Origin of the sequence: Williamsia muralis NBRC 105860 (genome assembly GCF_001598915.1) — a bacterium.
GTDB lineage: Bacteria > Actinomycetota > Actinomycetes > Mycobacteriales > Mycobacteriaceae > Williamsia > Williamsia muralis.
This window is the reverse complement of sequence record NZ_BDAP01000003.1, coordinates 163,001-175,206: the sequence shown is the minus strand read 5'-3', so window position 1 is coordinate 175,206 and position 12,206 is coordinate 163,001. Positions and strand designations below refer to the sequence as shown.

Annotated in this window: 12 protein-coding genes; 1 reads left to right on the top strand and 11 read right to left on the bottom strand. The window is 66.0% G+C overall.

Annotated features, from left to right (window positions below):
- Position 1: 1 nt before the first annotated feature.
- The 4 genes from WIMU1_RS12860 to WIMU1_RS12845 all read right to left on the bottom strand — a co-directional run bounded on the left by WIMU1_RS12860 (position 2) and on the right by WIMU1_RS12845 (position 5,421).
- Complete coding sequence (locus WIMU1_RS12860; RefSeq protein WP_062797835.1) at positions 2-1,324, bottom strand: M16 family metallopeptidase; 1,323 nt, start codon at positions 1,322-1,324, stop codon at positions 2-4.
- 14 nt (positions 1,325-1,338) lie between these two features.
- Entirely contained in the window at positions 1,339-3,621 is a 2,283-nt protein-coding gene (locus WIMU1_RS12855) for a polyribonucleotide nucleotidyltransferase (protein WP_062797833.1), read from the bottom strand.
- Between the two features lie 367 nt (positions 3,622-3,988).
- Positions 3,989-4,258 (bottom strand): 30S ribosomal protein S15, encoded by a 270-nt coding sequence (gene rpsO, locus WIMU1_RS12850; RefSeq protein ID WP_023959738.1) that lies wholly within the window; start codon positions 4,256-4,258, stop codon positions 3,989-3,991.
- A gap of 185 nt (positions 4,259-4,443) precedes the next feature.
- On the bottom strand, positions 4,444-5,421 hold the full coding sequence (locus WIMU1_RS12845; protein WP_084248229.1) for a bifunctional riboflavin kinase/FAD synthetase: 978 nt from the start codon (positions 5,419-5,421) through the stop codon (positions 4,444-4,446).
- Between the two features lie 158 nt (positions 5,422-5,579).
- On the opposite strand from WIMU1_RS12845, the gene WIMU1_RS12840 reads away from it, so the two are divergent.
- Entirely contained in the window at positions 5,580-6,242 is a 663-nt protein-coding gene (locus tag WIMU1_RS12840) for a metal-dependent transcriptional regulator (protein WP_030163512.1), read from the top strand.
- Between the two features lie 33 nt (positions 6,243-6,275).
- Here the strand turns inward: WIMU1_RS12840 and truB are convergent, their stop codons facing one another.
- From truB to WIMU1_RS12805, 7 genes are all read right to left on the bottom strand, one after another.
- Positions 6,276-7,199 (bottom strand): tRNA pseudouridine(55) synthase TruB, encoded by a 924-nt coding sequence (gene truB, locus WIMU1_RS12835; RefSeq protein ID WP_062797829.1) that lies wholly within the window; start codon positions 7,197-7,199, stop codon positions 6,276-6,278.
- Positions 7,200-7,209: 10 nt separating this feature from the next.
- A complete protein-coding gene (locus WIMU1_RS12830) occupies positions 7,210-7,863 on the bottom strand; it encodes a 4'-phosphopantetheinyl transferase family protein (RefSeq protein ID WP_062797827.1) in 654 nt (217 codons plus the stop codon).
- Positions 7,860-8,852 (bottom strand): metallophosphoesterase family protein, encoded by a 993-nt coding sequence (locus WIMU1_RS12825; protein ID WP_062797825.1) that lies wholly within the window; start codon positions 8,850-8,852, stop codon positions 7,860-7,862. Before WIMU1_RS12825 ends, WIMU1_RS12830 begins: the two co-directional genes overlap by 4 nt.
- Positions 8,853-8,905: 53 nt before the next feature.
- Positions 8,906-10,339 carry an MATE family efflux transporter gene (locus WIMU1_RS12820; protein WP_243404325.1) on the bottom strand — a complete coding sequence of 478 codons (1,434 nt, stop codon included), beginning with the start codon at positions 10,337-10,339 and terminating at the stop codon, positions 8,906-8,908.
- Positions 10,336-11,310: a DHH family phosphoesterase gene (locus WIMU1_RS26695; RefSeq protein WP_062797823.1), complete on the bottom strand. Its 975-nt coding sequence runs from the start codon at positions 11,308-11,310 to the stop codon at positions 10,336-10,338. Before WIMU1_RS26695 ends, WIMU1_RS12820 begins: the two co-directional genes overlap by 4 nt.
- On the bottom strand, positions 11,307-11,795 hold the full coding sequence (gene rbfA, locus WIMU1_RS12810) for a 30S ribosome-binding factor RbfA (RefSeq protein ID WP_023959754.1): 489 nt from the start codon (positions 11,793-11,795) through the stop codon (positions 11,307-11,309). Before rbfA ends, WIMU1_RS26695 begins: the two co-directional genes overlap by 4 nt.
- A 73-nt stretch (positions 11,796-11,868) precedes the next feature.
- Positions 11,869-12,162 (bottom strand): DUF503 domain-containing protein, encoded by a 294-nt coding sequence (locus WIMU1_RS12805; RefSeq protein WP_062797821.1) that lies wholly within the window; start codon positions 12,160-12,162, stop codon positions 11,869-11,871.
- Positions 12,163-12,206: the final 44 nt, after the last annotated feature.

Below are 12,206 nucleotides of genomic sequence, written 5' to 3'. Positions count from 1 at the left end.
ATCAGCAGATCAGGCCGGTCAGTGATTTCGGCAACTGCCGACGGGAGCGGTATGGGCCGACCACCGCGGCCCCCATGGGCCGGCTCAGCAACTCGCTTGCCACCCGGCTCGTATCGGCCACGGTGACCCGTTCGATCTTGCGAAGCGTTTGTTCGACGGAGAGCTGTTTGCCGTAGTTGATCTCGCCGCGTCCGTTTCGATGCATCCGGGACTGAGAGTCCTCGAGCCCCAGCACCATGCCGCCGATCAACGAACCCTTGGCGCGCACCAGTTCTTCCTCGGTGATGCCCTCGCGGGCAACCTGGGACAGGATCTCTCCGGTGACGGTGACGACCTCGGCCAGATGGTCGGGCGAACAACCGGCATAGACGGAGAATGCTCCGATGTCGGCAAATGAATCAACCGACGAGTAGACCGAGTACGCCAGACCTCGCGACTCCCGGATCTCCTGGAACAGCCGAGAACTCAGCCCGCCCCCGAGCGCGGTGTTGAGCACGGACAGTGCCCATCGATCCGGATTGCCCCTGCCCGGCGCGCGAACACCGAGGAGGATGTGTACCTGTTCGGTGTCGCGATAGGACAACTCGAGCGATGGCAGGCCACCGATCGTCTTGCTTCCCACACGAATCGGGGCGGGTGCGGCGTCGCCGCCGAGATGACCGGCGAAGGTGGACCGAACTGCGGCGAGAACGTCGGCGTGTGAGACGTTTCCGGCGACCGACAGCACCATCTTGTCGGGTGTGTACCGACGACCGTGAAACGACTTGATCTGCGTTCTGGTCATGTCGGTGATCGATTCTGCCGACCCGATCACCGGCCGTCCGATCGGATGGTCCCCGTACATCGCCGTCATGAACAGATCGGCGAGCAGGTCTTCGGGATCGTCGTCGCGCATCGAGATCTCCTCGAGCACAACGGTCCTCTCCACCTCGACGTCCTCGGCGCGGCAACGACCGCGCAGCACGACGTCACCGACGATGTCGATGGCCGTGGCCAGGTGCTCGTCGAGTACGTGCGCGTAGTAGCAGGTGTGCTCTTTGCCGGTGAAGGCGTTGAGTTCACCGCCGATGGCATCGATCTGCTGCGCCGTACTCGCTGCCGTTCGTGTAGGCGTCGACTTGAACAGCAGATGCTCGAGAAAGTGTGCAGCGCCGGCAACCGACGGCTTCTCGTCACGCGAACCGACCGCCACCCAGAGGCCGACCGATGCGGACCTGACCCCCGGGATGTGTTCGGTGACCACCCGCAGCCCGCCGGGCAGCACGGATCTCCGTACTGCCCGGTGGCTCGCGGTCGACGCGGACTTCGGCCGCGACGAGGTCAAACCTGTTGCGTTGCTCAGGCGTTCGCCTCCGAGACGGGCTCCGCCTCGGCCGGGGCCGAAGCCGCGTCGTCGTCGACGGGGACGAGGCTGATCTTGCCGCGGTCGTCGATGTCGGCGATCTCCACGCGGAGCTTCTCGCCCACGTTGACCACGTCCTCGACCTTGCCGATGCGCTTGCCCTTACCCAGCTTCGAGATGTGCACCAGACCGTCGCGGCCCGGGAGCAGCGACACGAAGGCACCGAAGGTGGTGGTCTTGACCACGGTTCCGAGGAACCGCTCGCCCACCTTGGGCAGCTGCGGGTTGGCGATGGCGTTGATCATGTCGATCGCGGCCTGCGCAGACGGACCATCGGTGGCGCCGACGAACACGGTGCCGTCGTCCTCGATGGAGATGTTCGCACCGGTCTGCTCGGTGATCGAGTTGATCATCTTGCCCTTGGGCCCGATGACCTCACCGATCTTGTCGACGGGCACCTTGACCGTGGTCACGCGGGGCGCGTACGGGCTCATCTCATCCGGCTCGTCGATGGCCTCGGCCATCACGTCGAGGATGGTGATGCGGGCGTCCTTGGCCTGGGCGAGCGCCGATGCCAGAACCTTCGACGGGATGCCGTCGAGCTTGGTGTCGAGCTGCAGTGCGGTCACGAAGTCCTTGGTGCCTGCAACCTTGAAATCCATGTCGCCGAAGGCGTCCTCGGCTCCGAGGATGTCGGTCAGGGCGACGTAGCGGGTCTGGCCGTCGATCTCGTCGGACACCAGGCCCATCGCGATGCCGGCAACCGGAGCACGCAGGGGCACGCCGGCGTTGAGCAGCGACATCGTGGAGGCGCACACCGAGCCCATCGACGTAGAGCCGTTGGAGCTCAAGGCCTCGGACACCTGACGGATCGCGTACGGGAACTCGGCGACGCTCGGCAGTACCGGCATCAGGGCGCGCTCGGCGAGTGCGCCGTGGCCGATCTCGCGACGCTTGGGTGAACCCACCCGGCCGGTCTCACCGGTCGAGTACGGCGGGAAGTTGTAGTGGTGCATGTACCGCTTGCTGGTCTCGGGCCCGAGGGAGTCGACCTGCTGCGCCATCTTCACCATGTCGAGAGTGGTGACGCCCATGATCTGGGTTTCGCCACGCTCGAACAGGGCACTACCGTGTGCGCGAGGAATGATGGCGACCTCGGCAGACAGCGAGCGGATGTCGGTGACACCGCGACCGTCGATCCGGAAGTGGTCGGTGAGGATGCGCCCGCGTACCAGCTTCTTTGTCAGCGACCGGTATGCGCCGCCGATTTCCTTCTCGCGGCCTTCGAACTGTCCGGCGAGCTGCTCGAGGATCTCACTCTTGAGTTCATCGGTCTTGTCGTCGCGCTCGGCCTTGGCCGCGATGGTCAGGATCTCCGAGAGCTTCGCCGAACCTGCAGCCTCGACAGCAGCGAAGACATCGTCCCCGTACGGCGGGAACAGCGGGAAGTCGCCGGTGGGCTTGGCTGCCTCGGCGGCGAGCTTCTGCTGTGCCTCACACAGACGGGCGATGAACGGCTTGGCGGCCTCGAGTCCCTCGGCCACGATGGCTTCGGTGGGCGCCTGCGCGCCACCCTCGATCAGTTCGATCACGTTGTCGGTGGCCTCGGCCTCGACCATCATGATCGCGACATCGGCGGAGTCACCCTCGCCGGAGACGATCCGGCCGGCGACGACCATGTCGAAGACGGCGCCTTCGAGCTGCTCGACGGTCGGGAAGGCGACCCACTGGCCGGCCTTGTTCTCGTCGGTCGGGATGAGCGCAACCCGCACGCCACCGACCGGCCCGGAGAACGGGAGGCCCGCAATCTGGGTGGACGCCGAGGCGGCGTTGATGGCCACCACGTCGTACAGGTCCTTGGGATCAAGGCTCAGGATGGTGACGACGACCTGGATCTCGTTACGGAGACCGTCGACGAACGACGGGCGCAGCGGCCGGTCGATCAGGCGGCAGGTCAGGATCGCGTCGGTGGACGGGCGGCCTTCGCGGCGGAAGAACGACCCGGGGATGCGGCCGGCCGCATACATGCGCTCTTCGACATCGACCGTCAGCGGGAAGAAGTCGAAATGGTCTTTGGGGTGCTTGCCGGCGCTGGTGGCCGACAGCAGCATCGTCTCGTCGTCGAGGTAGGCGACAACCGCGCCTGCGGCCTGCTGCGCGAGCCGGCCGGTCTCGAAACGGATGGTGCGGGTGCCGAAGGTGCCGTTGTCGATGACAGCGGTGGCTTCGGTGATCTCGTCGTCGTAATCGACGGTGTCTGTGGTGGTGACGTCAGTCATGTGTTGATGGTTCCTCTCGTCAGGCGTCAGAGATGACGACCTGCTTACGGTCGGTCGACTCGCGGGCGAACACACGCGAGTAGGCCCTGAACCAAGAGGAGGCAATTGCACGTCGCGTGACGGCCATCGATCGAAGCCGCCGGAGAATCGTGTCTCCGGGAGCCACTACCGAGGACCGCTCACCTACTGCAGTGTGTCCGGGCCGCAGATGCCGACCGGGTACTGCCGCGCAAACGGCCGTGATCTTCTTGGTACAAAAGCCAACGCCGAGGATATCACTCGATATCCTCGGCGTTCGCACTCTCGGTGGTGCAGTGGCCTGCCGGGCGCCATTCGGCACCTCCGGCGCAGGCCAGTTGGGGCCTTACTAGCGGCGCAGGCCCAGACGCTCGATGAGCGAGCGGTAGCGCTGCACATCGACCTTGGCGACGTACTTGAGCAGACGACGGCGACGGCCGACGAGCAGCAGGAGTCCGCGACGGCTGTGGTGGTCGTGCTTGTGCTCTTTGAGGTGCTCGGTGAGGTCGGTGATGCGCTTGGTCAGCATCGCAACCTGAGCCTCGGGAGAACCGGTGTCGGTCTCGTGCAGGCCGTACTCGGCGAGAATGGTCTTCTTCTGTTCAACGGTCAATGCCACAAGAAACTCCTGAAAATGCCGTCCGCGCGTTGATGGGAGAACTCCGGGTGGTTTTGACCCACCACCCTTGAAGATCTTGGTGCAGCCACCGCGAACCGCAGCACACACCGACTGGCCACTGTACCGGCGCGGCGGTCACCAGGCCAAATCGAGGCCTGGACCCCTCGAGCGGGCCGACGTGCGAGTCAGTCCTCTGGATCGGGCCCGGATGCCAGCACCACACGGGTCTCTTCGACATCGGCTGCGATCTGGTCGATCAGCGACTGCACCGACTCGTACTTGACCTGCCCTCGGATGCGTCCGACAAAGTCGACTGCGACGTGCTGGCCGTAGAGGTCGGCCTTGGTGTCGAGAACAAACGCCTCGACGGTGCGCGTGCGTCCGGAGAACGTCGGGTTGGTCCCGACCGACACGGCCGCCTGGTAACTCTCCCCTGGTTCCACCTGCCCGACAACCGGACCTGCTCCCAGAACGGTGAACCAGGCCGCGTACACGCCGTCGGCAGGTATGGCCGAGTACATCGGCGGTGCCACGTTGGCGGTGGGGAAACCCAGCTCGCGGCCACGTCCGTCACCACGGACGACGACGCCTTCCACCCGGTGGGGTCGGCCGAGGGCCTCGGCCGCCGCCGCGACGTCTCCGGCGTCGACACACGAACGGATGTATGTCGAGGAGAACGTCACCGCATGCTCACCCAGCAGTGACACCGCTTGCACGCCGAATCCGAACTTCTCGCCGTATGTCCTGAGTACCTCGACGTTGCCCGCGGCCTTCTTCCCGAACGTGAAGTTGTCGCCGACCACGACCTCTTGCGCGTGCAGGCGTTCGACCAGCACCTCGTGCGCGAAGTCCTTCGGGGACTGGGCGGCGAGCACGGGAGTGAACGGCATGACGCAGAACACGTCTATGCCCAACTCTTCGGCGAGCTCGGCCCTCCTGGTGAGGGTGGACAACTGGGGAGGGTGACTTCCCGGGCGCACCACCTCGGCGGGATGGGGATCGAATGTCATCAGTACCGCGGGCACACCACGTTCCTCGGCGGCCTTGGTCGCGGTCGTGATCAACTGCGCGTGACCTCGGTGCACGCCGTCGAAGACGCCGATCGTGACCACACATCTGCCCCAGTCCGCGGGGATATCCTCAAGCCCTCGCCAGCGCAACACGGCACAAGCCTACGACCCCGCCCGCGGGACCGCGACACCGAACTCCCCATGGCGATCTGACGTCTGGTGGTGTCGCGTCCTAAGCTCGACAGGTGCCTCCATCTGATGCTCCCGAAGAAACAGGGAAGGATCTCACCGACTCCGCCGACCAGCGGGGCGTGTCCGAACTGTCCTCGGTGACGCAGGACTACCTGAAAGTGATCTGGACCGGCCAGGAATGGCGGCCGGAGAAGATCACCACCAAGATGTTGGCCGAACGTCTCGGCGTGTCACCGTCCACCGCGTCCGAGGCGATCCGCAAGCTCGCCGATCAGGACCTCGTGGTGCATGAGCGCTACGGATCGATCACGCTCACCGAGGCCGGCAGAACGGCCGCGGTGCTGATGGTCCGGCGGCACCGTCTGCTGGAGACATTCCTCGTCCGCGAACTCGGCTACGGATGGGACGAGGTGCACGACGAGGCCGAGGTACTCGAGCACGCCGTGTCCGACCGCTTCCTGTCGAGGCTGGACGCGAAACTCGACTTCCCCACCCGAGATCCCCACGGCGACCCGATACCGCAGGTGGACGGGTCGGTGCCGTCGCCATCGGCCCGGGTGCTCGCCGATGTGGACGTGGGCACCGCCGGACGGATCGCTCGCATCGCCGACACCGACCCTGAGATGCTGCGCTACTTCGACTCGGTGGGCATCGCGCTCGACCGCACCATCGCCGTCCGAGAACGTCGCCCGTTTGCCGGCACCATCGAGATCTGTATCGACGGCGGAACCCCGATCGATCTCGGAGACATTGCCGCACGGGCTATTTGGCTCGCCGACTGAAGTGAGCCGAGCTGAACTCGGCCGAGACGGTTCTCAGCGCAACGTCGCCGGCCGGACCACCATCACCGAGCTGGCTCTGCGGCCCTTTTCCTGCAGCAGCGCGATGGTGTGGCCCTCAGGGTCGATGGCTGCGTAGACCCCCGCCATCCCGATCGGCTCGAGCCAGCGCCCCTGACTGATCGACTCGGCTTCCTCCGCGGTGATGTTGCGATGGGCAAAGGCGAACTGCGCTGCTGCATCGATGTCGAGCGACACCGTCGGGTCGTCGGCCAATTCGGCGATCGTGCGCGCCACGTCGAGCCCGAACGGACCGACCCTCGTGCGCCGCAGTGCCGTGAGGTGGCCACCCACGCCGAGTTCGGCCCCGAGGTCCCGTGCCAGCGACCGGATATAGGTCCCCGCCGAGCACTCGACCTGGACACGCACGTCGGTGTAGACCGCGTCGCCGTCCTGGACGGTCTCGATGTCGACGACGTCGAATCGAGACACCGTCACCTGTCTGGCCTTGAGTTCGAAGTCGGCGCCTTCGCGGGCCAGCGCATGCGCGCGCTGACCGTCGACCTTGATGGCGCTGACGCGGGCCGGGATCTGGCTGATCTCCCCCGTCAGCGGTTTGACCTCGGTGTGGATGCGCGCGTGATCGAGGTCGCTCGTGTCGGTGCGGGTGAGAACGCTGCCTTCGGCGTCGTCGGTGTCGGTGGTGGCCCCGAGCCGGATCGTCGCGTCGTACGCCTTGGTGGTCAGCGAGAGGAGGCCGAGCATCTTGGTCGCCCGCTCCACCCCGATGACCAACACGCCTGTGGCCATGGGATCGAGTGTTCCGGCATGCCCCACGCGCCGTGTCTTGAGCAGCTTGCGACACGAGGCGACGACGTCGTGGCTCGTGACGCCGGCGGCCTTGTCGATGATCATCAGGCCCGCGCCGTCAAGGCCTGAATGTGGTGGTCGAGAACTCACGGTCTACTCCTCAATGCACGATCGCGGTGACGATGAGACCGTCCTGGACCAACCAGCGCCCATCGAACCCGAGCAAAGGCTGGCCCCCGTCCACGGTGGCACCGTCCACGAGGAGTTCGGTACGGAAAGTGCCCGTGCGTTCTGCGGTCTGCTCGAACGTGATGTGCGCATCCTCGAAACCGAGCCAACGTTTGGCCAACGGGAACCACGCCTTGTAGGTGGCTTCCTTTGCGCAGAACAGCAGTCGGTCCCAGTGCACGTCCGAGTCCCGGGCCGCCAACACCTTTCGCTCGGGCTCGATGCTGACGTGCTCGAGAACTCCCTCGGGCAGAGGCTCGTGCGGTTCGGCATCGATGCCCAGCGAACGGACCTGCATCGCGTAGCCCGCGACCGCCGCCCGATACCCGTCGCAGTGGGTCAGGCTGCCCACGATCTGACGGGGCCACAGCGGTTCACCGTTGTCGCCACGCAGGATGGGCACCGGCTCGACACCCAGTCGGCTCAGCGCCTCTCGTGCGCAGTTGCGGGTGGTGATGAACTCGCGACGACGCTTGTCCACGGCACGGGCGATCAACGAGGCCTCGGCGGCCATCGGCTCGGCGTCGGCCATCTCGCCGAACGACTCGGCCACTGCGACCCCTGAGGGAAACAGCTTCTCGATCATGGTGTCTCGTCTCGCTTCTGTTCACGCTCGGCGCGGCGCACCTTCACGTCCTCACGTTTCTTGGCCAGCTTCTGGGCGAACTCCTCGGCGCGTTCCTTGTAGTCCGGGGGCAGCTCGAACCGGGCGCCGTGTTCGGGCAGGTACTCGGGCAGTAAACCGTCATCGGGAACGATCTTGCGCAGCAAGGGATCCGGCAGGCCACGGCGGCCCCACTCGCGCGGGTAGCCGACCGACACCTCTTCGAACCGCACGCCGTCGTACCAGGTGGTGCGGGGAATGTGCAGGTGTCCGTACACGCTGCACATCGCGTTGTACCGCAGATGCCAGTCGTCGGTGAGTTCACTGCCGCACCACAGGGCGAACTCGGGGTACATCAATGCGTCAGTGGGCTCTCGTCGCAGCGGCCAGTGGTTGATCAGCACTGTGCGCTCGGTGGGGTCGAGTCGGTCGAGCCGGCGGCGAGTCTGGTCGATGCGGGCCCGACTCCAGGCGTCGCGCGTCTGAAATGGCTCGGGCGACAACAGGAACTCGTCCGTGGCCACCACGTTGTTCTCCCTGGCGACAGCCAGGGCCTGCAACTTGTTGACGGTGCCTTTCGGTCGAAAGGTGTAGTCGTACAACAGGAACATCGGCACCACACGAACCGGTGCGGTCCCGTCACCGGGGTCGAACAGGGGGTAGATGTCCTCGGGTGTGACGACGCCCAGATCGCGACACATCTGCACCAGGTAGTCGTAGCGTGCGACGCCGAAGATCTGCATGGGATCCTTGGCGGTGGTGTAGAGCTCGTGGTTGCCCGGGGTCCAGATCACGGTCTCGAACCGCGCTTTGAGGCGGCGCAGGGTGTCGGAGATGTCGTCGGTACGTTCGCTGACGTCACCGGCGACGATCAGCCAGTCGCCGTCGCCCTCGGGCCGGATCCGGTCGATGATCGATTCGTTCCCGCGGTGCGCGACATGCAGGTCACTGATCGCCCACAGTGTCGCCATGTCGCGTCCTCTCGCCGATGTTCACAGATCTGCCCGTCTCGTCTTCCGCCCCGTCACGCGAGGGTAGTCGAAGGTTCGGGTGGACCCGGTTCAGGGCGCTGGGGTCGCCCGGATGCCACCTCGGTCCAACGGCCACCGTGCACTCGCCACGCACCGGTGACCAGCCGCAGCACCATGAACACGACAAGGCCGGTCCAGATACCGGCCAGACCCCAGTCGAACGCCAGGGACAACCAGATGAGCGGCAAGAATCCGATGATTGCCGACAGCAGTGTCGAGGTGCGCAGGAAGGCCGCGTCTGCGCTCCCGAGGAGGATGCCGTCGAGGGCGAAAACGATTCCCGCGATCGGGAGCATCGCGACGAAGAACCACCACGGCGTGGACAGTTCGTCGAGTACCGCGGCGTCGGAGGTGAACACTCGCGGGAAGACGGCGTTGCCCGCGGCGAACATCGCTGCCAGGAGGACCGACACACCCAGCGACCAAGCGATCACGCGGCGGGCGACTCTCCAGGCTGCCGGGACCGCACCGGCTCCCAGGGCGGCACCGACCAGGGCCTGGGCCGCGATGGCAAACGAGTCGAGGACGAGGGCGACGAAGTTCCAGAGCTGCAGGACGAGCTGGTGGGACGCGACCGCTGCGACGCCGAACCGGCTCGCCACGGCGGCTGCGGACAGGAAACACACCTGAAAGGCGAGACTGCGCATGATGAGGTCGCGGCCTAGGGTCAGCTGCGCTGCGATGACCGTCCACTGAGGACGCCTGGACACCGTCGATCGATCACCGGGTCCGGCGCCCACCGGCGTCAGGCGAGTGACCGCACTGAACTCGCGGAGTACGCGGATCGCGAACAGGAGCCCGGCCAGACTCTGGCCGATGACGTTGGCGATTGCGCTGCCCACGAGCCCCAGGTGCGGCGCACCGAGCAGTCCGTGCACCAGAATCGGGCACAGAATTGCCGAAAGACCCAGTCCGGCAACCACGTACAGAATGGGACGCCGGGTGTCCTGCACGCCGCGCATCCAGCCGTTACCGGCCATCGACAGCAGGATCAACGGCACCCCACAGACCGCGATGCGCAGCCAGTCGACCGCCTCGGTGGCCACCTCACCACCGCCGGTGAGCACCTCGAGGATCCAGGGCGCGGCCACCTGCATGACCGCCACGATGATCGCACCCACTGCCAGCGCGATCCACGTGGCCTGCAACCCCTCGCCCACCGCGCCTGCCCGGTCGCCGGCGCCGAACTTCTGGGCAGCCCGGGCCGTCGTGCCGTACGACAGGAATGTGAGCTGGGTACTGACGACCGACAAGACCAGCACCCCGACACCGAGCGCTGCGAGGTCGAGACCACCGAGCCTGCCGACAACGGCCAGATCGAGCATCAGGTACAACGGCTCGGCCACGAGAACAACCAGGGCCGAGGCCGACAACCGCAGGATTCGGCTGTTGGTGGGAGTGAACTCCCCGACGGGTGCTTCGGTCACACCGAGCGCAACAACTGCCCGACGACCTCCGTGGCCGTCCCGGTGGCGCCGTATCCCGCCGCGAGCCGATGACCGCCGCCGCCGTGTAGCCGAGCCAGCGGGACGAGGTCGACCTCCGACTTGGCCCGCATCGACACCGTCCACTGACCCGGCGAGGCCTCCTTGAAGACAACCGCGACCTCGGCTTCGGAGGTGGTGCGCACGATGTCCACCACACTCTCGCTCTCTTCCCAGCCGAGCGCTGCGGTGGACTCGTGGTCGACCACGGCGTAGACCAGACCGCGTCCGGCAAACGCGTGGGGAACCAGCTCCGCCGAGTCGAGGGCGGCGGCAACCATCGTCAGCCACGCGAACCGGTGGGTGTCGAGAAGTCGCCGAGTCCATCTCCGGCCGTCGACGCCCAGTTCGAGCAACCGAGCGGCGATCCTGTGTGATCGGGGGCTCGCCCACTTGAATGACCCAGTGTCGGTGACCACGCCGGCATAGAGGCAGGTGGCGACCTCGACGTCGAGCGGCACCTCGAGGGCATCAATGATCTCGAGAACGAGTTCGGCCGTGCAGTCGGCAGTGGGATCAACGAAGTTGATGGTCCCGAAACCGTCGTTGGACGCGTGGTGGTCGATCACCACCGATGACTGCGCCGCCTCCACAACGGCGGCCAGCGATTCCAGACGATGGATGCTTGCGCAGTCCACGGTCACCACGACGGGGTGGCCGACCACCTCGCCCGGCTCGACAAGCGTGTCCGCGCCGGGCAATTCGGCCAGCGCCGCAGGTAGCGTCGTCGAATCGGGGAAGCTCACCTCCACCACGGTGCCTCGGCGTCGCAGTGCTCCGGCTATGGCAAGGCCGCTACCGATGGTGTCGGCGTCAGGTCGCGTATGACAGAGGACGGTGACGTGCTCGGCAGCTGCCAGCACGTCGACGATCGACCGCAGTGCGGAGGTGGCCGCCGTTTCGGTGGTGTTCACCTTTCGCCGGCACCCGCAGTACCCGCACCTTCGTCGCCGGGATCACCATCGGCCCGGGCCGGTTCCTTGTAGGGGTCCGGGTCGCCGGCCGGGGCGGCATCGCGGGCCAGCCGGGCGACTTCCTCGTCCTGCTGGCGGGCACGCTCGAGTAGCTCTTCGAGATCACGTGCGGTGTCGGGCACCTTGTCCAACACAAAGCTCAGTGTCGGGGTGAAGCGGACGCCTGTTCCGGCTCCGACCTTCGACCGCAGGATGCCGGTCGCCTTGGCCAGACCGGCTGCCGCCGCCGCGTAATCGGGTTCTTCGTCGAGCGACGGACCCATCACCGTGTAGAAAATTGTTGCATCGTGTAGATCGCCGGTCACCTTCGCGTCCGTGACCGTGATGTAGGCCAGCCGGGGATCCTTGATCTCCTTGGCGATGGCCGTGGCGACAATCGATGAGATCCGCTTCGCCAACCGCTGTGCCCGTGCGGGGTCTGCCATGGGACCTCACTCCTTCTGTTCTCAGACCGGCCCGTGAGCCGAATTCTTCTCGAGTAATTGTGCTGCAGTGAGCTCAGTCGTCGTCGCTGCTGCGGATTCTGCGCCGGACGGACAACACTTCGACCTCAGGCCGCTGCATGACCAGATCTTCACTGGCATCGAGTATTTCACCGATGTGCCGGGAATCGGTGGCGACTGCCGCGACCCCGATCCGCGCCCTGCGGTGCAGATCGCGGTCGTCGACCTCGGCGACCGAAACCCGCAGACGCGCCAGTGATGCGACGATTGGCCGCACCACTGAGCGCTTCTGCTTCAGGGACCGGACGTCTCCGAGCAGTAGGTCGATCTCCAGGGAGCCGACAAACATGACGTCCTGGTCCGGGATTACTCCCGGGCCTTCTCCCTCAACTC

Coding starts and splice junctions, on each gene's coding strand:
- WIMU1_RS12855 (WP_062797833.1), bottom strand. CDS start 3,621: ATGACTGACGTCACCACCACAGACACCGTCGATTACGACGACGAGATC.
- WIMU1_RS12830 (WP_062797827.1), bottom strand. CDS start 7,863: ATGATCGAGAAGCTGTTTCCCTCAGGGGTCGCAGTGGCCGAGTCGTTC.
- WIMU1_RS12825 (WP_062797825.1), bottom strand. CDS start 8,852: ATGGCGACACTGTGGGCGATCAGTGACCTGCATGTCGCGCACCGCGGG.
- rbfA (WP_023959754.1), bottom strand. CDS start 11,795: ATGGCAGACCCCGCACGGGCACAGCGGTTGGCGAAGCGGATCTCATCG.
- WIMU1_RS12805 (WP_062797821.1), bottom strand. CDS start 12,162: ATGTTTGTCGGCTCCCTGGAGATCGACCTACTGCTCGGAGACGTCCGG.